Origin of the sequence: Dyella sp., assembly GCF_036568765.1 — a bacterium.
Classification (GTDB): Bacteria; Pseudomonadota; Gammaproteobacteria; order Xanthomonadales; family Rhodanobacteraceae; genus GSA-30.
The window spans coordinates 25,119-48,355 of record NZ_DATCRY010000019.1; the positions used below are offsets into that span (position 1 = coordinate 25,119).

Here is a 23,237-nt window from a genome sequence, read left to right on the forward strand (position 1 = left end):
CTAGCGTCACTAGCCATAAACCTTTGGATGCGCTCTGAGGGGCTTTTTATTGCCCATATGAGTGTAATGCAGTGTGGCAAGCTGGCGATTATTTGTTGAAAATATTTTCAAAAAATTTCAAGGAAAATGCCAAAAAAACCCGGTACTAGCATATGTAAGGACATGAAATAGCTCACCGGAAGAAAAATATTTCTAATGGATTGTCCTAAAACAACCAAAACTCCGGTATATATAAGTATAGGGGTAAAAATTCACCAACTACAACAAGGAGGCTTAAGGATGCCCCGTAATACATCATTGTCCCTAAAGGATATAGTAAAGGTTCAGAATGACAACTTGAGAACCATTGGCTCAAAGATCATCTATTTGACCATTCGTAACAATGCGGATCGTAATGGATGGGCAACTATCAGTCTATCCGAGCTGGCTAGCGCTGCCTGCCTCACCCGCAGGGGTGTGGTCAATATCCTAAATCGTATGCAGGAATGTGAACTCATTGAGAAACAATATGACCACAGTTCCCATGATACCAAGAACAAATATAGAGCCATCACCCTATAAGGAGAACAATATGCAAGATTTCTGGAAAGACCCTGAGAATATTTTTGCTGCAAATAGTAAGGAAGAAACCAAGCTTACTCCTGACCATCAAGAGCCTAAGATTCCACCTCGTAAGTTCAATATGGGAAACGATAAAGATCGTTATGAGTATTTCCAGCTACTCAAGCTTAAGGCTTTAGTAGATAACCCTGATGCCGTTGCCAAGCCCATCAAAGTCAAGGAAAAAGAAAGCAACATTATAAAGGATGAGCAAGGTAACTATTCTGGCCTCAAGCATTCTGTGATTAATGGTATTCATGCCACGGTTAAGAATCAGGCGGACTTGCTCAAGGCTTTGAGGGCAGATACCTATAAGCGTCATGGTATCAAAGAGTGATGACTATGGCTCACAATTATATCTCTGAGGCAGAGAAGTACAGGCTGGAAGAAAACAAGAGAAGTAAAGACGCCCTTGATAGGGTCATTGCTGAAAAGAACGCCAGCCTTGTTGGCTACCCCAAGGAATATAACGGCATTATCTATCAGATGAAGCAGAATGGCATGTATGTATGCCTCAATGCGTCACAGAATGGCAAGTTGGCAGGTTTGTTTTCTTCGCCACAGGCCATTAAGAAGCTTGTGGATGATATGGAAAAAGCTGGCGAGATTAAACTGTAATCATATATCAAAGCTAGCGATAGACTAGCAAGGGAGAGGTTATGAGAAAGACTATTAAGGTGCTCTCGGGTAATCCGGGAGTGGGCAAAACTCAGCAATTCATAGAAAGCCTTGAGCCTAATAAGCGGTATGTCTACGTGGCGCCCACCAGAGTCTTAGCTTTAGAGGTTATGAAGAGGTTGGAAGGGATTAACAAGTCTTATCTTGCCATCTTCACCAGTCAGATAAATGAAGTTAGGTCTGTCATTCATCAAGCCAACCAAGCCCTAGCGACTCAGAAAGCGTCCATTCTAATCATCACGCATAAGTGCCTCGCCTCTGTTAAGCCCGAACTTCTAAGAGGCTGGGAGCTATGTATAGATGAGGCTCCCAAAGTGGAACAGATCGAAAGTACATCCATCCTTGCCAAGGAATGGGAGCAAGTCATTGCCCCTTATGTGGGAGACTGTGATGCCAATGGTCATCTAATCATTAATGATGCAAGGCTAGAAGATGCTTGGGAGATATATGCTCAAGGCATAGAGGATGCGAAACGTAAGAGGGTAAGCAATAGGACGCTAGTGCTTGTGCTTGGTGCCATGCTCACCCCGACTAAGAATGTCATCGCCACTTCCGGCAGGAATGATAAGGGTAAGGGCGTAGTGAGGATTAGCGTTGAAGGTTTTGTGGATTTCACTAAACCTTTTGACTATGCAAATTCTGTGACGCTCATGGGGGCAAACATAGAGAAGAGTCTGCTAATAACTCATGCCAGAAAGAAAGGATTCTCCCTTGAGGTTGATAAGAAGATAAATCCTAGAAAAGGGCTACCTTACATTCTGCCTTTGGTTAGGGATAATGAAGGAGCTTACGTCTCTAAAACTATGCTTTTAACCATGCCTGATGGCAGTGTGGCTAAAGATTGGAACCCTGATTGTTTCGGTCAGAAAGCTCTAAATCAAGCTTTGGCTTATATTGGAAACAAGAAGGCAATCTTTGCCAGTCATGAATGGTGTAAGCCTGTTCTCCCTGAGAATGTGGAACGTATCCCTTATGACAGTAGAGGCTTGAACGAGTGGCGAGACAGGGGGATCTCCATTCATATACTGCACGGTAATCCATCTCCTGATGAGCTAAGGCCCATTAAGAATATTCTTCAACAAATGGACATTCCCCTGGATGAAGGAAAAGAAGCTCTCCGGTGGGCTAGAGAAGAAGATTTAGTAATTCAGCATGCCCATAGAACATCCATTAGAGATGAAGCTAATACTGAAGATACTGTCCACATTGTCACCAGCCTTACTCAGGCTAGGAGGCTGGTAGATGCTCTTGGTGGGGCTAGGGTGCTGTCTGAAGCGCTCATGGTTGATCCACCTGAGAGAAAGCCCACAGAAGGTCAGGATAAAAGAAGCAAGGAGCGCATAGACCTTTCGGAGAAAGCTAGGGCGCTCAGGGCTCAGGGAATGGGGCAAATGCAGATAGCCGTCAGGCTTGGGATCAGCCAGCCCAAGGTTAGCAGGCTCCTTAAGGACGAATAGTTTTATTCAAAACCTACTAAGTATTATCTAGTAGAAACTGAATAAACTTTAGGATGGCTCCCTATGGATAGTACAGCTATCCGTGGGTAGCTAACCCTTAGACATTAACTCTTAGAAGAACAAGTAAGACCACTCGACCCAAGCGAAGCTTGGCTCTTGGGTGAGAAGAGCAAAAGCATGCTCAAAATCAAGAGCAAAGAACGATAGTTCCTTACATATAAGGATTATAGCTTTTAGCTCTTGATCTTGACTTTTATAGCATGCTCTTGCTCTTGGGGTTCTTAAGGGCAAAGCCCCTGAGCCTTGCGGAGTGGTTTTTGTACTATAAGAAAAGGACAGATAATTATGATTCCATCAGATGGTAAAGAACAGTATGTGAAAGCCTATTCCCATAGGAAGCTAGCTAAGGCTTGGGATATGAATCTCAGCAGCCTTCAGGAATATGCCCAAAAGAACGCTTGGGATGTAGAGCATAAGCTCTATTGGCAGGACGTTGCCCTAGAAGCCTTGAAGATGAAGGTTGAGGAACAGGAAGTGTCCGCCATCAAGGAGCTTCTTAAGGCCACGGGTATTAGTCGCCCTGTAGGCAGACCCCCGAAAGCGGAGGTCCAGAGGCACATTGCCATTGAAGCAAGGATTGCCAAGGAGTTTGAGGACGATATCAACAGGCTTAGGCTTGTGGCTAATGATTAATTAATTTTGAGACACGTGGTGCAATAGGCCTGTAGCCTGAGCCTTCAGCAGGAACCTCAATGGTCCACGTGTACATATCTTGTGTAAACATTTACGCCCCTTGCCTTGTCCTGCCATACTCGTATCTCCCGAGTTATTTCTGACATGTCGTACCTGCCATAACTCGAAGGCATTCCAGAGAAGTAGAAGTTGCTATCACTCAAACACTCCACGGCACTTTCAAGCGGCTCCATATGAAAGAAGAAGCTTTTGTCAGGCTCAGCAAAGAGGTTTGGACCACTGCCATCCCTTAGCGCTTCAAGGATCAGATAGCCACCGTCAATGGAGCGGAGGGTGTTATTATGGAAGGAAACCATAATTGGCTGATCGGGAGGGCAGGAGTTGCCTGCTAGTTGCACGGTAGCTTCAGCCCTCACCCCATAAAAGGCATACCCAGCCACCAAAGCAGAAGTCAGGACGACCGCGCCGGCAAAGATGTGCCTACCTTTCATTACCTTCCCCTGTTTTGGCTGGGCTGGCCTTGCCCCTTGGATTCATTGCTTGCCTGTGTTCATTGCCGATAAGTGAGCCAGCACTTCGGCCGATGGCAGTGTCCGAAGCTATTAGGCCAGGGCGCAACTCCTCTCCCGGCACATGATGTTATGTGCATTGACAAAAAATGTCACTCATAGAGGGTGTCCTCATAGAGCGTGGCCCGATAAGGGCCAAACATACATCGTTTCCCCATGCCAAAGGAAACGAAGCCCACCGATCCACGCGTCCTCTTTGGACTGCGCCTCGCTGAAATCAGAAAGGCTAAGGGTTTCTCTCAAGAAGGCCTAGCCTTGGAAAGCGGCATAGCTCGGAGCTACCTCGGCGGGGTTGAGCGTGGGCAACGCAACATCGCGTTGTTGAACATCTACCGGCTTGCAGAGGCGCTGAAAGTTTCGCCTGCAACACTGCTAGAGCCGCCCGGCCATTAGTCGTGTTCGAGGTCGCGGGTTCCGGTCAGTAGGATGAGTATCTCGCTGTGCAGCAGTAACTAGCGGCATGACGCTGATACTTTGCTCGTCCACATTCTCTGGACCAAGCATTGCCATCCGCTCCCCTGCTGGTGAGGTAAGCTCTAGTCGTAGGGACACATTGCGTGCCAGCTATGTCCAGTATTCGGCACTGGTAACCGGTAGCACCCATCGATGCCTGCTACGCGACTCTTCCGGCTTTACACTCCGGCTCGTGCATGACGCTAGGCCGTCACTGGCATGTCATCGCACCTATTGGTGGAAACCATCACAACATCTGACGTCTCGCCACGTTCGGAAACAACACCCTAGCCTTGGCTAGGCACATTTCAGGCATGAAGCCTTGGCACGTTTGCCATTTAACCTGATGAGCGTACATCAGCTATTGCCATTTGCCAAGTGTTCTGTTAAGGGCTTCGACTCAGACTTTTCCCCAGAAATTTTGTAGCTGCAATTTGCATATATGAAACACCCCCGCCCCCCCCTTGCGGCCCTCCTGAAGCATCTGCTGGGCAGGCTTGGAAAGGAATGGGCGGTTAGCTCAGCGGTAGAGGGAGCGAAGCGAACTACTGCCTCAACTAGGCAGGCATCACACAAGGCGGGACAAGGGCTTAGGCCAAGACGTGCACAGTAGGCGAGTGTGCACGCTCTCAGAGGTTCACATTGAACGGTGTGCACGAGAGGGCTAGAGTGTGCACGTTCCTCAGCGTGGACAATAAAAAAGGCCCCATCTCTGGAGCCTTCCAAGTCCCTTGGATCAAGGAAATATCACGTGGTGGGCGGTACAAGGATCGAACTTGTGACACCTGCCGTGTGAAGGCAGTGCTCTACCGCTGAGCTAACCGCCCGCCGAGAACGCGCCATTATAGGGAGTTCCCGGGCGGCGTCAATGGCCGTCAGCCAAACGGCGGGGCCGGAAGGCCGGGGAAGGGGGCTTGGAGCCTTGCTAGAATAGCCTGTTCCCATCGCTTGGCTTCCACGTCCATGGACTTCCTCCAGCACGAACTCAACCACATCGTAGAGGCCATCCACCGCTTTCAGTTGACACCCTGGAAGGCGGTCGGTTACGCCGGCTCGGTCATGTTCACCAGTCGCTGGTTCGTGCAGTTGTACTACACGCGCAAACTCAAGCGAGTGGTGATGCCGCTGTCCTTCTGGTGGCTGTCGGTCTGCGGCAGCATCCTGCTGCTGGCTTATTTCATCATCGGCAAGAATGACTCGGTCGGTATTCTCTCCAACTTTTTCCCGACCTTCGTCTCCGTCTACAACCTCGTCGTCCACCTTCGCGAGGTCAAGCGGCGCAAGGCGCTGGTGGAGAGCGAGGTCTGAAGGCCGCTTATTCCGGGTCGTAGTCGAGATTAGGCGCCAGCCAGCGCTCGGCTTCTTCCCGGGTCCAGCCCTTGCGACGGGCATAGTCGTCGACTTGTTCGCGCGTCAGCCGCCCCACAACGAAATATTGGCTTTCCGGATGGGAGAAGTACCAGCCGGCAACTGCGGCAGTGGGGTACATGGCAAAGCCGTCGGTCAGCACGACGCCAGCGTTGGTTTCGGCTTCCAGTAACCGGAACAACGTGGCTTTCTCGGTGTGATCGGGGCAGGCGGGGTAGCCCGGAGCAGGTCGGATGCCGCGGTACTTTTCGTCGATCAGTGCCTCGTTGTCCAAGGCCTCATCAGTGGCATAGCCCCAGAATTCGCCTCGCACGCGCTCATGCATCCTCTCGGCGAAGGCCTCGGCCAGGCGATCGGCCAGGGCTTTGAGCAGGATGGCGGAGTAGTCGTCGTGCGCGGCCTCGAAGCGTGCCACGTGCTCTTCGATACCGATGCCGGCGGTAACGGTAAAGCCGCCGATCCAGTCGCGCTTGCCGGCCTCTTTGGGAGCAACGAAGTCGCTCAGGCAGAAATCGGGGCGCTCGACCGGCTTGTCCGCTTGCTGGCGCAGATGATGCAGGCGTACGGGGTGCCCAGCGTATTCGATCACGACATCATCATCGACGCCATGCGCTGGCCAGAAACCGATCACGCCGCGCGCGGTAAGCCAGTGTTCGGCGACGATCTTGTCGAGCATGGCCTGGGCATCGGCAAATAGCTCGCTGGCTTGCTTGCCGACGACCTCGTCCGTGAGGATCGCCGGATAACGGCCGGCGAGCTCCCAGGCCGAGAAAAAGGGCGTCCAGTCGATGTACCGGCGCAGCTCGGCCAAGTCGTAGTTATCGAAGACGGTCAGGCCGGGTGCGTTCGGTTGCGGCGGTTCATAGGATGCCCAGTCGCAGCGCCAGCGCTGCGCGCGCGCTTTGTCCAGCGGTACCAGCTGCTTGCCCGGGCCGCGCTGTTTGTGCCGGTCGCGGATCTCGGCGTATTCGCTGCGGATCTTGGCCATGAAGTTATCGACCAGTTCCTTACTGACCAGCGACTGCGCCACGCCCACGGCGCGCGAAGCGTCTTTCACCCAGACCGTGGGCGCCTTGTAATGCGGCTCGATCTTCAGCGCGGTATGCGCGCGTGAGGTCGTGGCGCCGCCGATCAACAGCGGAATCCGGAAGTCCTGCCGCTGCATTTCGCGTGCGACCTGGCTCATTTCCTCCAGGGAAGGAGTAATCAGGCCAGACAGGCCGATCAAGTCGGCGTTCTCGGCACGGGCGGTATCGAGGATTTTCTGCGCAGGCACCATGACGCCCAGGTCGATGACCTCGAAGTTGTTACATTGCAGCACCACTCCGACGATGTTCTTGCCGATGTCGTGCACATCGCCTTTGACCGTGGCCATGACGATCTTGCCGTTGTTCTTGCCGGCATCGCCGCTGCGCAGCTTTTCTTCCTCGATGAAGGGAATCAGGTGCGCCACCGCGCGCTTCATGACGCGTGCGGATTTGACCACCTGCGGCAGAAACATCTTGCCGGCACCGAACAGGTCGCCGACCACGTTCATGCCGGCCATCAGCGGGCCTTCGATGACATCCAGCGGGCGCGTGGAAAGCTGTCGCGCTTCTTCGGTATCTTCGACCACGTATTGATCGATACCGTGCACCAGGGCATGGCTCAGTCGCTCGTGCACGTGTTTCTCGCGCCAAGCGAGATTTTCGACGACGACTTCGCCTTTTCTGGCCTTATAGTTTTCGGCGATCTCGAGCAGGCGTTCGGTGGCATCGGCCCGGCGGTTGAGCACCACATCTTCGACGCGCTCGCGCAGTTCCTCGGGCACGTCGTCGTAGATCATCAGTGCGCCGGCGTTGACGATGCCCATGTCCATCCCGGCGCGAATCGCGTGGTAGAGGAACACGGAGTGGATCGCTTCGCGCACGGTGTTGTTGCCGCGGAACGAAAAGGAAACATTGGAAACGCCGCCGGATATATGGCTGTGCGGGAACCGGCGCTTGAGTTCGCGCGTGGCTTCGATGAAGTCCACGGCGTAGTTGTTGTGTTCCTCGATACCGGTGGCAATGGCGAAGATGTTCGGGTCGAAGATGATGTCTTCGGGCGGAAAATCCAGTTCGCGCGTCAACAGCTCGTAGGCACGCGAGCAGATTTCCACCTTGCGCATACAGGTGTCGGCCTGGCCTTGCTCGTCGAAGGCCATGACCACCACGGCGGCGCCGTACTGCTGCACCTTGCGCGCGTGCTCGAGAAAGATCGCTTCGCCTTCCTTCATCGAGATGGAGTTGACGATACCTTTGCCTTGCAGGCAGCGCAGGCCGGCTTCGATGACCGTCCACTTGGACGAGTCGACCATCACCGGTACGCGAGCGATATCTGGCTCGGCCGCGATCAGGTTGAGGAAGCGTGTCATCGCCGCTTCCGAATCGATCAGGCCTTCGTCCATGTTGACGTCGATGATCTGCGCGCCGTTGGCAACCTGTTGGCGCGCTACGTCGACTGCCTCCTCGTAGCGCTCTTCCTTGATGAGCTTCTTGAACTGGGCCGAGCCGGTGACATTGGTGCGCTCGCCGACATTGACGAAGAGCAGGTCTGGGGTAATGACCAGCGGTTCGAGGCCGGAGAGACGAGTGTGGCGTAGATCGGTCATGAGCGGGGAAATGGAGTCCGTGCGAAGAGCGCCCCCTCACCCCAGCCCTCTCCCCCGGCATAGCCAGGAGAGAGGGGGCGGGCTGAGGCAGATGCGGACGAGGCGCAGATAGTTGCTCCCTCTCCCTCGGCTATGCCGGGGGAGAGGGCTGGGGTGAGGGGAGCTCTGGCGTCAATACGGAGCACAGCTTTCAGGCAGCCTGTAATGCGTCGTTCGGCAAAGCTCGCGGCGCGCACGAAGCCACTGCTTCGGCGATCGCCTGGATATGCGCAGGCGTCGTGCCACAACAGCCACCCACCAGATTAAGCAAGCCATCGCGCGCGAAGCCGCCGATCACTGCGGCCATCTGTTCGGGCGTTTCGTCGTACTCGCCAAAAGCATTGGGCAAACCGGCGTTCGGATGGGTACTGACGAAGCACCCAGCGATATTGGCCAACGTCTGCACATGCGGTCGCAGGTCCGCCGCACCGAGCGCGCAATTGAGACCTACCGACAAGGGGCGCGCATGGCGCACCGAGTAGTAGAATGCCTCGGCGGTCTGGCCCGACAGGGTGCGGCCGGAACGGTCGGTGATGGTGCCGGAGATCATCACCGGCAACCGATAGCCCCGCTCGGCAAATACTTCGCTGATCGCAAACAGCGCAGCTTTGGCATTGAGCGTGTCGAAAATGGTCTCGACCATCAGCACATCGGCGCCGCCGTCGATCAGGCCCCGTGTCGCTTCCGTGTAATTGAGCACCAGTTCTTCAAACGTGACGTTGCGAAAGCCCGGGTCGTTGACGTCCGGCGACAGCGAAGCAGTGCGGCTGGTCGGACCAAGCACGCCGATCACAAAACGCGGGCGCTCTGGCGTTTCGACGGCATCGCAAGCTGCGCGTGCCAGCGCCGCGCCTTCGCGATTGAGCTCATAAGCCAGGTGTTCTAGATGGTAGTCGGCCTGACTGATGCGCGTGGAGTTGAACGTATTCGTTTCCACCAGGTCGGCGCCGGCGCGCAGATAGGCTTCGTGCACACCGCGAATAATGTCGGGCTTGGTGAGCGTAAGCAGGTCATTGTTACCCATGAGGTCGCAACTACCCGGATGTTCGTGCGCGTGTTTGCTATCGTGCCCGTGCTCGAAACGCTCTCCGCGGAAGCTGGCCTCGTCCAGCTGATGGCCTTGCAGCATGGTGCCCATGCCGCCGTCGAGAATCAGGATACGTTCGCGCAGCGCAGCTTCTAACTTGCCAATGCGCTCGGGACGATACCAGGGCAACTGACTCATGCTTCAACTCCTCGCCGGCTTGCGCGCCAGCAGGCTGATGACTTCGAAATGCGGCGCTTTGCGCTCGCGGCTCAGACGCGAACAACTGACGACTTCGAGCTTGGCCGTCTTTGCGAAGCCTTCCAGCTCAAGGCTGGTGAAGCCCAGATTGCGATGATCGAATGGCTCCACCACGGCACGATGGTCGTGTTTGCCTAACGTCACGGCCAGTAGCTTGCCGCCGGGCCGCAGCACGCGCGCCGCTTCGGTAACCGCTAAGGCAGGTTGCTGAGCGTAAGTGAGGGCATGCAGCATCAAAACAAGATCGAAGCTGGCATCGCTCAGCGCGAGTTGCTGCATATCGCCCTGTTCGACGCGCACGTGTCCGAACGGCTTCAGACGCGTTTGCGCGGCCTCGACGACGCGCTCGCTACTGTCGACGCAGACGATGGAGCGGGCATGCGGTGCGAGCAGTTCGGCGGTCAAACCATCGCCGGAGGCGATGTCGAGCACGTCGCCGGTTTCCAGCAGTTGGAGCAGGGCGCGCGCCACAGTTTCCCAGGTGCGGCCCGGGGAATAGTGGCGCTCCATATCGCCCGCCACAGTATCGGCCCAACCCTGGTCGCGTGCGCGCTGCGCCAGCACGCTGGGCAGCCGTTCGGCATCTTCGCGCAGCAAGGCATCGTCGATGCTCTCGCGCAGCGATTTGAGCAGCTCGTGCTGCTTCTCGTCGCCTTCGCTATTGGCGCGGTAGTACGCCGAGACGCCGGCGCGGCGGTCGCGCACCAGATCGGCCTCCTTGAGCTTGGCCAGATGCGTGGACACCCGCGGCTGGGCGAGGTGCAGTACGGCAGCCAGCTCCGCGACGGTCAGTTCCTCGCGCTCAAGGAGGGCGAGCAGACGCACGCGGGTCGGGTCCGCCAGCAGGCGTAGCACGCCGGAAGCGGTGGCCAGATCCATAGGCATCCTTGTATCGCGATAGAGGGATAAAGGCTAGGGCTGCCAGGGGCATCCGTCAAGAGCATGCTGCGGGTGCACACGGCAAAAAGGCCCCCTCCCGCTAAACTAGAGAGCTTTCCCCGTTTCCGCCGGAGTACCCCCATGGATTTCAGCTTTACCGAAGACCAGCTGTCGATTCAGTCCATTGCCCGCGATTTTGCGCAGAAGCGCATCGCGCCGGTGGCGGCTGAGCTGGATGCCAAGGGCGAGTTCCCGCTCGATAACATTCGCGAAATGGGCCAGCTCGGTCTGATGGGCATCGAGGTGCCGGAGGAATACGGCGGCGCCGGCATGGATCCGATCGCCTATGTATTGGCGATGATCGAAATTGCCGCCGCAGACGCGGCCACGTCCACCGTCATGTCGGTAAACAATTCGCTGTTCTGCAATGGCATTCTCAAGCACGGCAACGAGGACCAGAAACAGAAGTACGTGCGTGCGATCGCTTCGGGCGAGGCCATCGGCGCCTATGCGCTGACCGAGCCGCAGTCCGGTTCCGATGCGTCGGCGATGCATACACGCGCCACGAAGAACGCCAAGGGCGATTGGGTGATCAACGGCAAGAAGAGCTGGATCACCTCCGGCCCCGTGGCCCGTTATATCGTGCTGTTCGCCATCACTACGCCGGGCATCGGCGCCAAGGGCGTATCGGCTTTCATCGTCGATACCCAGTTGCCGGGCTTTCATGCGGGCAAGACCGAGCCGAAGCTCGGCATCCGTGCCTCGGCCACCTGCGAAATCGAATTTTCCGACTATGTTCTGCCGAAGGAAAACCTGCTGGGCGAAGAGGGCAAAGGCTTCTCCATCGCCATGGGCGTGCTCGATGCCGGTCGCATCGGTATCGCGTCGCAGTCGGTCGGTATCGCGCGTGCCGCTTATGAGGCAACGCTTCAATGGTCGCGCGATCGCAAGGCTTTCGGCCAGCCGATCGGTACCTTCCAGATGACCCAGGCCAAGATCGCCGACATGAAGTGCAAGCTCGATGCGGCCACCTTGCTCACGCTGCGTGCGGCCTGGGCCAAGGGGCAGGCGGAGCAGAATGGCGGTCGCTTCGGCACGGAGGCTTCGGTGGCCAAGCTGGTGGCGTCGGAAGCGGCCATGTGGATCTCCCACCAGGCGGTGCAGATCCATGGCGGTATGGGCTACTCGAAGGAAATGCCGCTTGAGCGTTATTTCCGCGATGCCAAGATCACCGAGATCTATGAGGGCACCAGCGAAATCCAGCGTTTGGTGATTGCGCGTTCCGAAACCGGTCTGCGCTGACGCTAGTACGGAATGCCGAGGCTTGCCCCAGCCGAGCCGCCTCTCTCCCGGCGTTGCCGTGGGAGAGGCGTGGGGTGAGGAAGCCTCAGCGCAGTTGCACGCTTACCACTTGCTCTTGCGCCCGATAAAGCTGCGGAAAATATCGCTGCAAGTTAACTACCTTCGGCGCGTCGTTGACCACGATATAGCGGTCGTCCGGATGCAGGCGTGCGTAGTCCTGGTGATATGCCTCCGCTGGATAGAAAGCTTTCAGCGGCACCACCTGTGTCATGATCGGATCGCCGAATGCCTTGGCCGCGCCCAATTGCGCGATATACGCTTTGGCAACGCGCTCCTGTTCCGGTGAGCTGTAAAAAATCGCCGAGCGATACTGTGTACCGACATCCGGTCCCTGCCGATTGAGCAAGGTAGGGTCGGTGGCCACCGTGAAGAACACGCGCAGCAGCTCGCCGTAGCTGATCTGCGCCGGGTCGTACAGGATCTTGACCGACTCGGCGTGGCCGGTGTCGCCGTCGCTCACCTGGTCGTATGTCGCCGTCGCGGCGCTACCGCCGGAATAGCCCGACCAGACCTTCTTCACGCCCTTGACGTGTTCGAACACGGCTTCGACGCCCCAGAAGCAACCTCCGGCCAGGACGGCGACTTCTTCGCTATGGGTCGTGGCCAGCGGGGTGTCGGTTTGCGGTGAGGGCAGGGCGGCGTCGCGGCTGATCGCCGGGGCGCTGCAGGCAGCTACTCCGGCGGCGATGAACAGGGCGGCGAGAGGTTTCAGAGGCAGGGACATGAGTGCGCTCCATCGGGGGACACTCGGCAATTCGCCGCTCGGTCCCAGCCGGTTACCTCACGTCGATCACATGAATGACGATGTCGTCCAATTGGACCTTCTGGCCCGAGTGGATCTTGCACGTCTTGCGCAGCTCCTGGACGCCGTCGACCATGACCGCGCCACTGGCGACGATAGCCTTGCCCGCGCCGCCGCTATCGCACAAGCCGCTGAGCTTGAGCAATTGATTCAGCTCCACGTAGTCGCGGTCCAGTTCGAATTCCAGCTCGGTCATGCATCGGCCTCGTCGGCAGCGCTTTCGGGCAATGCGACACAGGCGAAGAACGGTACGCTGGCGGCGTGCCAGCTTTCGGCGGCCTCGTCGAGGATGTCCAGGAAAATATCGAACTCCGCCTCGTCGGCGTCGCGCAGCGTTTCGGCGTGCACGATCAGGAGCAGATAACCCTTGGCGCGCAGCCACGACAGGTCGCGCAAGCTGTCCGAGAGCGCATCCCAGTTGCCGCCGAAGCCGGCCGGAAAGTGCAGTGCATCGTCCAGGTGGCGCAGCAGCGAGGCCTTATCGGTGCAATCGTGCAGGTCGATCGATAGCGTGCGCAGCGAAGTGGATTGGGCCGCGCGGTCGAGCGCGGCGATATCGTCCTGGGTGACGAAGAAGACGCCATTGCTGGCCGCGTCATTCAGGTCGATGTCGAGCAGGGAATTCATGGATGTACCCGGAAGCAGCGGAAGCTGCTGTAGTGATCGGCTGTGTAGTAGTACACCGTCGGTGGCGTGCCGCCGGTGATGATGCGTCGTGCACCGCGATCGCCGCTACCTGGCGTTTCGACGGTGTATTCGTGGTAGTAGCCATTCGCCTGGGACGGCAGCAGGCCTTCGCGATTGCCAAATACCGTGCCGTCCTGGCGATGCGGGAACGGACCGCCGCTTTCGATCAGGTTGATGGTCTGCGAGGCTTCCGGCGGCAGGAAGGCAGGCAATACCGGGCACCCTCCCTGGGCCCGGCTGCCGGCCGGCGTATCGGCCTGGCGTTGTGGAGTATCTACCTGGCGCTGCGGTGCGGGCTTGAAGTAGAGCCAGCCTACTAGTGCGACCAGAATCAATATCGGAAGAATGCGATTGGCGCGCATGTGGGATCCTCGGACGTTCACCGGTGGGGCGCGTCGACACGTGCTTGCAAGGCCATCGCCGCGGCTGGGTTGCGGTGCTTGGCGGCGCTGATGAAGAAGATAAAGACATCGCGCGCTTCGCTGTCGGGCAGTGTGGCAGCTACATGCGGAAGTTCGGGATTGTCCCGGCCATCCGCCCAACGGTGCGCGCGTGCCGACCAGGCATCCAGATCTTGCGCGCCGTAACCTGTGGCAACGCCATCTTCGCTGCGCATCAATCGGGCATAGGTGAAATCGCCCGTGATATCGGCGAGCGACGGATACTCCGGCGAATCGGTGAAAACGGTGGGTATGCGATGCGAGCGGGCCAGCGCTACATATTCGACGCTGAGAAAACTGGAATGCCGTACTTCCAGTACGTGCCGCAGCGGACGCCCAGCCAGCGTGGTCGGCAACAGACCCAGGAATGCATCCAGATCGTCAGCATCGAAGCGACGGGACGGCGGTAACTGCCATAGGATCGGTCCCAGGCGATTGCCCATCTGATCGAGTCCGCCTTCGATAAACCCCCGAATGCCTTTGTCAGTATCGGCCAGGCGTTTGCCCTCGGTGATATAGCGCGGAGCTTTGAGCGAGAACACGAAGCCTTCGGGCGTTTCGGCTGCCCAGCGCGCATAAGTGGCTGGTTTCTGCGCACCGTAAAAAGTGCCATTGATTTCGATCGCGCGAAGGTGGCGACTGGCGTATTCCAGCTCGCGCTTCTGCGCCAGTCCATCCGGATAGAAGTTCTTGCGCCAGGGCGCATACGTCCAGCCGCCGATGCCGGCACGGATTGCATGCTGCGCTACGGGAGCGGTGAACAGGTCATTGCTGGTGGCATGGGTGGGCATGGCTACGGATCGAAGCGATGGCGCTCCATGATGCCACGACCAGGGCGGCGTGACTTCATGCACGCGCCAGCAGTGCCTCGGCGCGCGCAGATTCTGCGTTCCATACCGCGAAGGGATCGATCATGCAGCGCATCGGGGGTGTGTTGTTGGCTATGCTGGCTTGCTGGGGCATCAATGCGTTCGCGCAGTCCGAGTCGTCTCCGCAAGTGTTCGCACCGGGGACGATTTCCGGGCCGGCGGGAGAAGATTCGGCGGCTTTTTCGCCCGATGGCAATACGCTCGTTTTCGATCGAAGCAGCGGTCAAAACCAGCTGATTCTGGTGGCGCATCGTGTGGGCGGTCAGTGGCAGGCCGCACAGATCGCGCCCTTCTCCGGACGCTGGCTCGATCATGACCCGGCGATGTCGCCGGACGGGCGCTTTGTAGTCTTTAGCTCGAATCGTCCCGACACTGCCGACGGCAAAGCACTGGATGCACAGTTGGACAACGGCAAGGTATCGCCGGGCTGGGGCGGTCGCTTATGGAAGGTCGAGCGCCACGGTGACCGCTGGGGCGACCCCGTATTACTGCCGGTAACCGTCAATCAGGGGACGCGGACGTATTCACCGAGTATTGCGGCCGATGGCACGTTGTATTTCCAGCGGCCTGTGGCCGGCGGCGGGCAGGGAGCATTCAAGCTGTACCGATCGGTCTATCGCAACGGTGCCTACCAGGAGGCCGAGCCGCTCAAGCTGGGTACTGCCGAATCCCATGAACTCGATCCGGCAATTGCACCGGACCAGTCGTTTATCGTGTTCGACGCCAATGATGCCGGCAAGGACGGGCCGGATCGTTTGTACATTGCTTTTCGCGAGGGCGACGGCTGGAGCAAGCCGGTCGACCTGGGGGATGAGGTCAATCGCGGGCAGCCGTGGGGATCGCATCTGGGGCCGGATGGCCACACACTCTACTTCAGCAGCACCCGCGGCACCCGTACGGCCTATCCCCGTGCACCTGGGCAGGCACAGCAGGATCTGGTGCGGATGCAGAGCTGGGATAACGGCAACGACAACCTCTGGTCGGTGTCTCTCGTACCCTGGCTGGATGCGCACCGCCAGAACGGTTGAGGGAGGCAGTCCGGCTCTGGCGCGAGGAGGCAATTGTCGCGATAGTGTCGCTTTGCGTTTGACTCGAGGAAGCCTGCAATGCGTCACCGGAACCTGTCTCCGCGCCTGGCTGGATGTTGTTGTGCCCTGTTCGTGCTCGCCACCGGTGCCTGGGCGCAGACGCCCACCGCGCCAGTCGTACCCGCGCCTATCGATGCCAACGCGTCGGCTACCCTGCCGGCACAACTGGCCGATTTCCCTGCGTACATGGACAGCGTGCGCAAGACGTTCGACGTACCGGGCATCGCCGTGGCGATCGTCAAAGACGGCAAGGTGGTGATGGAGCAGGGCTTCGGCCTGCGCGAGATCGGCAAGCCGGAGCCGGTCGATGCGCATACGTTGTTCGCTATCGCATCGAACACCAAGGCCTTTACCGCCGCTTCGCTGCAGATGCTTGCCGAGCAGGGCAAGCTGAAGATGGACGATCCGGTGATCGATCATCTGCCGTGGTTCCAGATGTCCGATCCTTATGTCACGCGCGAAATGCGCGTCCGCGATCTGCTGGCGCACCGCAGTGGCCTGGGCCTGGGTGCAGGCGATTTGCTGTATTGGCCGCCCACCTCGTATTCGACCAAGGAAGTGGTCGAGCGGTTGCGCAATGTGCCCCTGGCGACGAGTTTCCGTAGTGCCTATGCCTACGACAACATCCTGTTTGCCGTTGCCACGCTGGTCATCGAAAACACATCGGGCCAGAGCTACGCGGATTTCCTGCGCAACAACATCTTCAAGCCTGTAGGCATGGATGAAACGCTGGTCGACATGACGTATCTCAAGCCCGGTATGGACGTGGCTGTGGGTCATGCGAAATTCGACTTCAAAGATTTGAAGCCGGTGCCGCCGATGGCGTGGTCCAACAATCCCGGTGCTGGCGGTATTTATGCCAGCGTGCACGACTTGGCCAAATGGATGAACGTGCAACTGGCCGGGGGCGCGTTGCCCTCGTCCGATGGCAAGGAGAAGCGTCTGTTCACGCAGAACAGCCAGGATCAGATGTGGTCGATGCTCACCCCGATGAAGATCGGCAAGCCGTCGGTGCCGGAACTGGCAAGCACCAAGTCGAATTTCGCCGGTTACGGTGAGGGTTGGTTCTTGTCCGACTACCGTGGCGAGCGGCTGGTCTGGCACACGGGCGGTTGGCCGGGCATGGTCTCGCGCCTGACCCTGGTGCCCGAACAGCACCTGGGTATCGTGGTGCTGACGAACCAGGAATCCGGCGCCGCTTTCAATGCGGTGACCTATCGTGTGCTCGATGCGTATCTCGGCCACAACAAGACCGATTGGGTTGCCGCATATGACAAGGCGGTGAAGAAGGCCGAAGGCAATGCGGACGATAGCTGGAAGAAGCACGAGACATCACGCGACAAGAGCGGCAAGCCGTCATTGCCGATAGCGGGCTACGCCGGTACCTATCGCGATCGTTGGTACGGCGATGTCATCGTCAGCCAGGAAGGCGGCAAGCTGCGCATGCGTTTTTCCAAGACGGCGCAACTGGTCGGTACGATGACGCCATGGCAGCACGATAGCTTCATCGTGCGCTGGGACGATCGTTCGCTCAATGCCGACGCGTTCGTGACGTATTCGCTGGATGCCGACGGCAAGATTCGCGATGTTCGGATGGAGCCGATTTCGCCGCTGACCGATTTCAGTTTCGACTTCCAGGATCTGCGCCTGGAGCCGGTGGCCAAGAAGGGCGATTGACGGGGTTTATCGCAAGGTTCACCCCTTTCCGGCCTCCCCCTGCAAGCAGGGGGAGGAGTAAAGCACTCAGGGATTGGGAAAGATACTCAGGCTCCTTGCCAGGGGTCATAGCTCCCAAACCACCACAAATGCCCCTCCGGGTCGGCACAGCTGTATCCGGCACCGCCATAGTCCTGCTCGGAATAATCGTCCAGAATTACCGCGCCGGCCGCCTTGGCCATTTCGTAATGCGCTTTGCAATCCTTGACGATCACACAGGCGCATTGCGTTTCGCGCCCGGCAATTTCGTCCGGCTGCACCATGTGCCGGCTGAAATTCCCATCGCTGCGAGCCTCGCTCAACATCAGCATGCCCGCGCCATATGTAAGCTGCGCATGCACGATCTTGCCATCCTCTTCGTAGACCGCCTGTTTCTCGAAACCGAATCCCTTGCATAGCCAGTCGATCATGCTGCGCGCATCGCGATAGCGCAGGCAAGGGATGATGGTGCTGCCGCTGTTCATCGTGCCGCCCTCCCGTGGATGATGCTCAAGGTTTCTTGTCGTCGCCCTCGTTGCCGTCGCTGACTACCGTGGGCACATCGGCTTTGGCAACGGTCTGGCGGACAGTATGGATCACCATATCCTGCGGACTGCTCAGGGGCATGTCGGCCGCGCGCAGCTTTCGCAGCAGTTCGAATAGAATATCGCTCTTGACCCCGCCGGCATCGCGTGGGCTCTTGACGTAACCGGTGCAGACGAAGGTCATCGTGCCACCGTCCAGATTGTCCAGGGTCACGCTCGGCGCGGGAGTTTCCAGAGTCGACGGGTGGTTGCGGAATACATCCAGGACGATCTTGCGTGCATTGTCGGCATCGGTGCTAAGCGGCAGCGACAGCTGCAGCTGAACACGTCCTTGAGCATGGCCCAGGGTCACGTTGCGCACGTTCTGGCTGATGAATTGCGAATTAGGCACGATCATGGTCGAGCGGTCGCCCATCTGGATCTCGGTCGCACGCACGTTGATGCGCCGGATATCGCCCTCCACGCCGCCGCCCAGGCTGACCCAATCGCCGACTTTGACTGGACGTTCGGCCAGCAGAATCAATCCGGAAATGAAATTCTGCACGATGGCCTGCAGGCCGAAGCCGATACCTACCGACAGGGCGCTGGCAACCCAGGCGATACTCTGCAGGTTGACCTTCAGCGCGGCCAATGCGAGCACGAAGACCACGATACCGCCGACATAGCCGAGCAGCGTGACGATCGAATTCTGCATGCCCAGTTCGAGCGTTGTCTTAGGCAGCAACTGGCCGCTCAGCCACTGCTTGATCGTGCGCACCGCGATCATGCCGACCAGCACCACCAGTAGCGCTTCGAAGATATCGCTTGGCACGATCGGCAGCGATCCAAGCGAGGCGCCGGTGAACAACTGGTTGACCCGGGCCATCAGCTCGCCGGGGCCGGCACCGTAACGCGAGAACAGCAACGAGATGGCGAACAGCAGCAAGAACGCGCGCGCGACACCCGAGAGGATGGTGGCGGTCTGTTCCAACCGTTCGCTGGGTACGCCGAAGGCCTCCTGCATGCGTTGGCCGCTTCGCTCATGCGGGGCGAACAGCGTTTCGAACAAATCATTGATCAGGTGCGAGAACAGATAGAGCGAGGTGACGATGACGGCCGTCCAGAGCATTTGCCTCGCGATCGCCAGGGACAGGGCGAAATAGCCGGTTGCCACCGCCAGCCAGCACAGCACTACGCCAGCAAAGGCGGCCGCGATCATCAGGCCGACCCACAGCGGCCGCCGTGCCGGCGTATCGCCGGCGGCGAGCATCGCCCGGCGCGCCTGGCCCAGTCGCAGCAGGACGGCGGCGATCAACGTACTGATGATCAGCGACAGGATGCCGTTGGTGGTGACGACCGCAGCCAGTCCGGCACCGATGTCCTGATTGATGCGGTTGACTGTGCCGAGCAGGAAGCCTACCGCGGCAAGCAGCCAAGGAAAGGGCGATAGATGCTGCGCCGTGTCGTCCGATAGCGTCGGCATGCGCCAGGAAGGCCGCTTGACGCTGAGCAGCGCACGGCCAAGCCCAGTGACATAGGCGGCAAAGCAGGTCAGGCGCACCAGCGAATGGAGGAAATTGGCGACATCGTCGTCGAGCAGGCCATTCCAGTTCAGCGACTGGAAAATGCAGTAGGCGGCAAAGCCTGCGCACAACGTGGTAATCAGCACGATCAGCGTGGCCAGCGCGCTGCGGCGCAAGTGGCCATTAGGCAATCGGGTGCTGGCTACCTTCAATACGAAGGCCTCGATATAACGGCGACCGATCACCAGTGCCACGGCCAGCAGCAGGAACAGCACGAAAGGAAGCCGGTTGGGAGCCTGCCAGGCCTGTTGAAGCGAGCTGCCAATATCCGCGCCGAGCAGGCGCAGCTCGCGCATATCGCTGGGCAGGTCGGTCGATAGCGTCGACCAGAAGCTGCGGCTAAACGGTGTTGCGATGCGTTGGGATAGTTCCGCTTCGAACGCATCGCGCTGCAGGCCAGCGATGCGATTGGCAACCTGGCCCCCCGTTTGCGCCAGCACAATGGCCTGCTTGATCTGACCATCGATATCCGACTGTGCCCGAGTCAGCTCCTTGCGCTGCTGGGCCAGGTCCGCCGGTTCCGGCGGTGCACCTTTGGCCGGCGGCGGGCCAAGAACGTCGAGCTTGGCCTTGATGCCTTCGCTTTGCGGCTTGAGGTTGTCCGCCAGTTGTCCTGCCTCCTGCTGGACCGCGAGCGCCTTGCCGCGCAACTCGCCGAACTGGCTGTCGCCCAGCTTGGTGTCCTTGTCGTTGATGGTCTGCTCGATGCCGGTGAGCTGGTCCTGCAGCTGATCGACCGTGGGCGGCGCGGAGGCGCTGGAGGCTGGCGCGGGCAGGTCCTGCGCTGGAGAGCTGGCCGCAACCAGCAGCAGCGGAAGGGCGATGAGGAGTCGTTGCAATAGGGGCATTCGGGGATGATCCCGGCGTCGGTGGACAGGGTCAATCGTCACAAGCGATTTATATCGGTCGTGTACGATGCAACGTTCAGGCTACGAAGTCATGGCGTGACGACATCTCCCTCAATTTCCGGACTGGCGGGCTCTTGGCCAGCATGGGACGGCGACATCGCCAAGGCCCGCGCCCTGCAGACCCAACTGGCCGCCCTGGTGCGAATCCAGGACGATTTCCCGCCGCTGCACAGGGTTGCCGGCGTGGATGTGGGGTTCGAGGCCGGTGGTGCGGTAACGCGCGCGGCTGCGGTATTGCTGGATGCGCAGACACTGATTCCCGTCGCCGATGCGTTGGCGCGGCTGCCTACGCGCATGCCATATATCCCTGGCTTGTTGTCGTTCCGTGAATTGCCGGCGGTGCTGGAAGCTTTGGCCGGGCTGCCGGAACGTCCTGACCTGGTTTTTGTCGATGGCCAAGGCATCGCGCATCCTCGTGGACTAGGCATTGCCGCCCACCTGGGCGTCACCTTGGACATCCCCGCTATCGGCGTGGCCAAGAGCATCCTGGTGGGCCGGCATGCCGACTTGGATGAGCGGCGCGGCGCGCGGGCCGAGCTCATCTATCGCGGCCGGGTGGTGGGTATTGCGTTGCGCAGCAAGGACAAGGTCAAGCCTTTGATCGTGTCGCCGGGCCATCGCGTTGACATGACTACCGCGGCCGACCTGGTGCTGCGCTGCTGCTCGCGCTATCGGTTGCCCGAGCCCACGCGCTGGGCCGATAAGCTGGCCTCGCGACGCTGAACGCTCGCGCCCTTACAATAGCCGTCCATCCTGCCCAGGCACGCCCATGATTTTCCGCTGGTTCGAGTCGCTGATCGACGCCTTCAAGGAGCCGGTCGACAGCATGCCGCCCAAATCGGTGTGGCGCTTCTACGTGTTCTATTTGCGTCAGGTCTGGCCCGTGTTCGGTGCTGCTCTGGTGGTAGGGTTCGGCGTGGCGCTCGTCGAGGTATCGCTATTCGGCTTTGTCGGTAGCATCGTCGACATGGCGAAGGGTGTGCCGGGCAAAGATTTTTTCCATCTGCACGCTAACGAGCTCTTGTGGATGGGTTTTGTCGCGTTGATCGCGCGTCCGATCTTGCTGGCCCTGCACGATCTGCTCGTCAACCAAGCCATCCTTCCGCACCTGACCAATCGCATTCGCTGGCAGAATCATCGCTACGTCATCCGGCAAAGCCTGGGCTTCTTTCAGAACGATTACGCAGGCCGCATCGCCAATCGCATCATGCAGACCGGGGCGTCGCTGCGCGAATCGGCCGTGCAGATCGTCGATGCGATCTGGTATGTGGCGATCTATACCGGCAGTGCGCTGATCATGTTCGCGCAGGCCGATATGTGGCTGGCGCTGCCGTTGTTCGTCTGGCTGTTTGCCTATGTCGGCACCCTGGCATATTTCGTGCCGCGCACCAAAGAACGTTCCTGGAAACAGTCCGAAGCGCGTTCCAAGCTGATGGGCCGCATTGTCGACGGCTATAGCAATATCCTCACGCTGAAACTGTTCGCGCATACCCATCGCGAAGAGAACTATGTGGCCGACGCCATGCGCGAGCAGACCGGCAAGCTGCGCCTCATGACTCGCCTGACGACGGCGATGGATACCACAATCACGATCATCAATGGCTTCTTGATCGTCGGCACTTCCGCCCTGGCATTGTGGCTATGGAGCGAAGGCAAGGTGACGGTGGGGGCGATCGCGCTTTCCACGGGTCTGGTGATTCGCATCAACAACATGTCCGGCTGGATCATGTGGGTGGTCAACGGCATTTTCGAAAACGTCGGCACCGTGCAGGACGGGCTGGAGACGATCTCGCAGCCGCGCACGGTACAAGACCGCCCGGACGCAGTGCCGCTGGTGGTGCGCGAAGGCGGCGTGCGTTTCGAAGATATCCATTTCCACTACGGGAAGGCAGGCGGCGTCATGGCCGGGCTCGACCTCACCGTGCACCCTGGCGAAAAGATCGGTGTGGTCGGGCCTTCGGGCGCGGGCAAGTCGACCTTGGTCAATGTGCTGCTGCGCCTGTACGACCTGGCCGATGGCCGCATTCTCATCGACGGCCAGGATATCGCCGGTGTGAGCCAGGAAAGCCTGCGTTCGCAAATCGGTGTGGTGACTCAGGACACATCGCTGCTGCATCGCTCGATCCGCGATAACCTGCTCTACGGGCGACCGGATGCCAGCGAGGCAGAAATCGCAGAGGCCGTGCGCAAGGCGCGGGCGGATGAATTCATCCCGGAGCTGGTCGATGGCGAAGGGCGGGTAGGGTTCGACGCACATGTGGGCGAGCGGGGCGTCAAGCTCAGCGGCGGCCAGCGCCAGCGCATCGCTATCGCGCGTGTCTTGCTGAAGGATGCGCCGATCCTGATTCTGGACGAAGCCACTTCGGCCCTGGATTCGGAATCGGAAGCGGCGATTCAGGATAGCCTCGAGCTCCTGATGCAGGGCAAGACGGTCATAGCCATCGCACATCGCCTTTCGACGATTGCGCGTATGGATCGACTGGTGGTGATGGATAAGGGCATCGTGGTCGAGAGCGGCACGCATGCGCAGTTGATCGAGCACGGCGGTCTGTATGCGCGGCTGTGGGCGCACCAGACAGGCGGTTTCGTTGCCGAAGAGGATCGCGTGACAGCGTGATTTGGTTAG

General features: G+C 58.8%; 22 protein-coding genes and 1 tRNA gene. 11 read left to right on the forward strand and 12 right to left on the reverse strand.

All coding sequences use genetic code 11. The annotated features are described in order from the left end of the window. The first annotated feature begins 571 nt into the window (after nt 1-571). From VIM98_RS01315 to VIM98_RS01330, 4 genes are all read left to right on the forward strand, one after another. On the forward strand, nt 572-937 hold the full coding sequence (locus VIM98_RS01315; protein WP_331991284.1) for a hypothetical protein: 366 nt from the start codon (nt 572-574) through the stop codon (nt 935-937). Between the two features lie 5 nt (nt 938-942). Beyond that, the gene (locus tag VIM98_RS01320) at nt 943-1,218 is read left to right on the forward strand and encodes a hypothetical protein (RefSeq protein WP_331991285.1); all 276 of its coding nucleotides are present in this window, start codon (nt 943-945) and stop codon (nt 1,216-1,218) included. A gap of 41 nt (nt 1,219-1,259) precedes the next feature. After that, nucleotides 1,260-2,735 (forward strand): DEAD/DEAH box helicase, encoded by a 1,476-nt coding sequence (locus VIM98_RS01325; protein ID WP_331991286.1) that lies wholly within the window; start codon nt 1,260-1,262, stop codon nt 2,733-2,735. A 345-nt stretch (nt 2,736-3,080) separates the two neighbouring features. Then, complete coding sequence (locus VIM98_RS01330; protein WP_331991287.1) at nt 3,081-3,428, forward strand: hypothetical protein; 348 nt, start codon at nt 3,081-3,083, stop codon at nt 3,426-3,428. A gap of 56 nt (nt 3,429-3,484) precedes the next feature. Here the strand turns inward: VIM98_RS01330 and VIM98_RS01335 are convergent, their stop codons facing one another. Further along, on the reverse strand, nt 3,485-3,919 hold the full coding sequence (locus VIM98_RS01335; RefSeq protein ID WP_331991288.1) for a hypothetical protein: 435 nt from the start codon (nt 3,917-3,919) through the stop codon (nt 3,485-3,487). Between the two features lie 234 nt (nt 3,920-4,153). On the opposite strand from VIM98_RS01335, the gene VIM98_RS01340 reads away from it, so the two are divergent. Further along, the gene (locus VIM98_RS01340; RefSeq protein ID WP_331991289.1) at nt 4,154-4,390 is read left to right on the forward strand and encodes a helix-turn-helix transcriptional regulator; all 237 of its coding nucleotides are present in this window, start codon (nt 4,154-4,156) and stop codon (nt 4,388-4,390) included. Nucleotides 4,391-5,202: 812 nt separating this feature from the next. Here the strand turns inward: VIM98_RS01340 and VIM98_RS01345 are convergent. After that, nucleotides 5,203-5,277 (reverse strand) — tRNA-Val (locus VIM98_RS01345). Between the two features lie 136 nt (nt 5,278-5,413). On the opposite strand from VIM98_RS01345, the gene VIM98_RS01350 reads away from it, so the two are divergent. Then, nucleotides 5,414-5,758, forward strand: a complete 345-nt coding sequence (locus VIM98_RS01350; protein ID WP_331991290.1) for a lipid-A-disaccharide synthase N-terminal domain-containing protein — start codon at nt 5,414-5,416, stop codon at nt 5,756-5,758. A gap of 7 nt (nt 5,759-5,765) precedes the next feature. Here the strand turns inward: VIM98_RS01350 and metH are convergent, their stop codons facing one another. The 3 genes from metH to VIM98_RS01365 form a co-directional block, all read right to left on the reverse strand. Further along, nucleotides 5,766-8,450, reverse strand: a complete 2,685-nt coding sequence (metH, locus tag VIM98_RS01355) for a methionine synthase (RefSeq protein WP_331991291.1) — start codon at nt 8,448-8,450, stop codon at nt 5,766-5,768. Nucleotides 8,451-8,640: 190 nt separating this feature from the next. Beyond that, a complete protein-coding gene (locus VIM98_RS01360; protein ID WP_331991292.1) occupies nt 8,641-9,714 on the reverse strand; it encodes a homocysteine S-methyltransferase family protein in 1,074 nt (357 codons plus the stop codon). 3 nt (nt 9,715-9,717) lie between these two features. After that, nucleotides 9,718-10,653, reverse strand: coding sequence for a metalloregulator ArsR/SmtB family transcription factor (locus VIM98_RS01365; RefSeq protein WP_331991293.1), 936 nt, complete (start codon nt 10,651-10,653; stop codon nt 9,718-9,720). Between the two features lie 141 nt (nt 10,654-10,794). Here VIM98_RS01365 and VIM98_RS01370 point away from each other — a divergent pair, with 141 nt between their 5' ends. Beyond that, entirely contained in the window at nt 10,795-11,955 is a 1,161-nt protein-coding gene (locus VIM98_RS01370) for an acyl-CoA dehydrogenase family protein (RefSeq protein WP_331991294.1), read from the forward strand. Nucleotides 11,956-12,040: 85 nt separating this feature from the next. Here the strand turns inward: VIM98_RS01370 and msrA are convergent, their stop codons facing one another. Genes msrA through VIM98_RS01395 form a run of 5 tightly spaced genes read right to left on the reverse strand, consistent with a single transcriptional unit; the run spans nt 12,041 to nt 14,735 of the window. Next, nucleotides 12,041-12,739: a peptide-methionine (S)-S-oxide reductase MsrA gene (msrA, locus tag VIM98_RS01375; RefSeq protein WP_331991295.1), complete on the reverse strand. Its 699-nt coding sequence runs from the start codon at nt 12,737-12,739 to the stop codon at nt 12,041-12,043. Nucleotides 12,740-12,791: 52 nt separating this feature from the next. Next, nucleotides 12,792-13,013: an RNA-binding S4 domain-containing protein gene (locus VIM98_RS01380; protein ID WP_331991296.1), complete on the reverse strand. Its 222-nt coding sequence runs from the start codon at nt 13,011-13,013 to the stop codon at nt 12,792-12,794. Next, nucleotides 13,010-13,444: a barstar family protein gene (locus tag VIM98_RS01385; RefSeq protein ID WP_331991297.1), complete on the reverse strand. Its 435-nt coding sequence runs from the start codon at nt 13,442-13,444 to the stop codon at nt 13,010-13,012. The genes VIM98_RS01380 and VIM98_RS01385 overlap by 4 nt, the downstream gene beginning before the upstream one ends. Continuing rightward, the gene (locus VIM98_RS01390; protein WP_331991298.1) at nt 13,441-13,866 is read right to left on the reverse strand and encodes a ribonuclease domain-containing protein; all 426 of its coding nucleotides are present in this window, start codon (nt 13,864-13,866) and stop codon (nt 13,441-13,443) included. Before VIM98_RS01390 ends, VIM98_RS01385 begins: the two co-directional genes overlap by 4 nt. 17 nt (nt 13,867-13,883) lie before the next feature. After that, nucleotides 13,884-14,735, reverse strand: coding sequence for a DUF72 domain-containing protein (locus VIM98_RS01395; RefSeq protein WP_331991299.1), 852 nt, complete (start codon nt 14,733-14,735; stop codon nt 13,884-13,886). 122 nt (nt 14,736-14,857) lie between these two features. Here VIM98_RS01395 and VIM98_RS01400 point away from each other — a divergent pair, with 122 nt between their 5' ends. Both VIM98_RS01400 and VIM98_RS01405 read left to right on the forward strand, forming a co-directional pair. Beyond that, nucleotides 14,858-15,841: a hypothetical protein gene (locus VIM98_RS01400; RefSeq protein ID WP_331991300.1), complete on the forward strand. Its 984-nt coding sequence runs from the start codon at nt 14,858-14,860 to the stop codon at nt 15,839-15,841. Nucleotides 15,842-15,919: 78 nt separating this feature from the next. After that, a complete protein-coding gene (locus VIM98_RS01405; RefSeq protein ID WP_331991301.1) occupies nt 15,920-17,578 on the forward strand; it encodes a serine hydrolase in 1,659 nt (552 codons plus the stop codon). Between the two features lie 86 nt (nt 17,579-17,664). Here the strand turns inward: VIM98_RS01405 and VIM98_RS01410 are convergent, their stop codons facing one another. Both VIM98_RS01410 and VIM98_RS01415 read right to left on the reverse strand, forming a co-directional pair. Beyond that, the gene (locus tag VIM98_RS01410; protein ID WP_331991302.1) at nt 17,665-18,081 is read right to left on the reverse strand and encodes a VOC family protein; all 417 of its coding nucleotides are present in this window, start codon (nt 18,079-18,081) and stop codon (nt 17,665-17,667) included. A gap of 25 nt (nt 18,082-18,106) precedes the next feature. Next, nucleotides 18,107-20,551 (reverse strand): mechanosensitive ion channel family protein, encoded by a 2,445-nt coding sequence (locus tag VIM98_RS01415; RefSeq protein WP_331991303.1) that lies wholly within the window; start codon nt 20,549-20,551, stop codon nt 18,107-18,109. Between the two features lie 96 nt (nt 20,552-20,647). Here VIM98_RS01415 and nfi point away from each other — a divergent pair, with 96 nt between their 5' ends. Both nfi and VIM98_RS01425 read left to right on the forward strand, forming a co-directional pair. After that, the gene (nfi, locus tag VIM98_RS01420; protein ID WP_331991304.1) at nt 20,648-21,334 is read left to right on the forward strand and encodes a deoxyribonuclease V; all 687 of its coding nucleotides are present in this window, start codon (nt 20,648-20,650) and stop codon (nt 21,332-21,334) included. 49 nt (nt 21,335-21,383) lie between these two features. After that, on the forward strand, nt 21,384-23,228 hold the full coding sequence (locus VIM98_RS01425; protein ID WP_331991327.1) for an ABC transporter ATP-binding protein: 1,845 nt from the start codon (nt 21,384-21,386) through the stop codon (nt 23,226-23,228). The last annotated feature ends 9 nt before the right edge of the window (nt 23,229-23,237 follow it).

Excerpts from the sequence above, each read along its gene's own strand:
- VIM98_RS01315 (WP_331991284.1), top strand. The coding sequence starts at position 572 with ATGCAAGATTTCTGGAAAGACCCTGAGAATATTTTTGCTGCAAATAGT.
- VIM98_RS01320 (WP_331991285.1), top strand. The coding sequence starts at position 943 with ATGGCTCACAATTATATCTCTGAGGCAGAGAAGTACAGGCTGGAAGAA.
- VIM98_RS01325 (WP_331991286.1), top strand. The coding sequence starts at position 1,260 with ATGAGAAAGACTATTAAGGTGCTCTCGGGTAATCCGGGAGTGGGCAAA.
- VIM98_RS01330 (WP_331991287.1), top strand. The coding sequence starts at position 3,081 with ATGATTCCATCAGATGGTAAAGAACAGTATGTGAAAGCCTATTCCCAT.
- VIM98_RS01335 (WP_331991288.1), bottom strand. The coding sequence starts at position 3,919 with ATGAAAGGTAGGCACATCTTTGCCGGCGCGGTCGTCCTGACTTCTGCT.
- VIM98_RS01340 (WP_331991289.1), top strand. The coding sequence starts at position 4,154 with ATGCCAAAGGAAACGAAGCCCACCGATCCACGCGTCCTCTTTGGACTG.
- VIM98_RS01350 (WP_331991290.1), top strand. The coding sequence starts at position 5,414 with ATGGACTTCCTCCAGCACGAACTCAACCACATCGTAGAGGCCATCCAC.
- metH (WP_331991291.1), bottom strand. The coding sequence starts at position 8,450 with ATGACCGATCTACGCCACACTCGTCTCTCCGGCCTCGAACCGCTGGTC.
- VIM98_RS01360 (WP_331991292.1), bottom strand. The coding sequence starts at position 9,714 with ATGAGTCAGTTGCCCTGGTATCGTCCCGAGCGCATTGGCAAGTTAGAA.
- VIM98_RS01365 (WP_331991293.1), bottom strand. The coding sequence starts at position 10,653 with ATGGATCTGGCCACCGCTTCCGGCGTGCTACGCCTGCTGGCGGACCCG.
- VIM98_RS01370 (WP_331991294.1), top strand. The coding sequence starts at position 10,795 with ATGGATTTCAGCTTTACCGAAGACCAGCTGTCGATTCAGTCCATTGCC.
- msrA (WP_331991295.1), bottom strand. The coding sequence starts at position 12,739 with ATGTCCCTGCCTCTGAAACCTCTCGCCGCCCTGTTCATCGCCGCCGGA.
- VIM98_RS01380 (WP_331991296.1), bottom strand. The coding sequence starts at position 13,013 with ATGACCGAGCTGGAATTCGAACTGGACCGCGACTACGTGGAGCTGAAT.
- VIM98_RS01385 (WP_331991297.1), bottom strand. The coding sequence starts at position 13,444 with ATGAATTCCCTGCTCGACATCGACCTGAATGACGCGGCCAGCAATGGC.
- VIM98_RS01390 (WP_331991298.1), bottom strand. The coding sequence starts at position 13,866 with ATGCGCGCCAATCGCATTCTTCCGATATTGATTCTGGTCGCACTAGTA.
- VIM98_RS01395 (WP_331991299.1), bottom strand. The coding sequence starts at position 14,735 with ATGCCCACCCATGCCACCAGCAATGACCTGTTCACCGCTCCCGTAGCG.
- VIM98_RS01400 (WP_331991300.1), top strand. The coding sequence starts at position 14,858 with ATGCAGCGCATCGGGGGTGTGTTGTTGGCTATGCTGGCTTGCTGGGGC.
- VIM98_RS01405 (WP_331991301.1), top strand. The coding sequence starts at position 15,920 with ATGCGTCACCGGAACCTGTCTCCGCGCCTGGCTGGATGTTGTTGTGCC.
- VIM98_RS01410 (WP_331991302.1), bottom strand. The coding sequence starts at position 18,081 with ATGAACAGCGGCAGCACCATCATCCCTTGCCTGCGCTATCGCGATGCG.
- VIM98_RS01415 (WP_331991303.1), bottom strand. The coding sequence starts at position 20,551 with ATGCCCCTATTGCAACGACTCCTCATCGCCCTTCCGCTGCTGCTGGTT.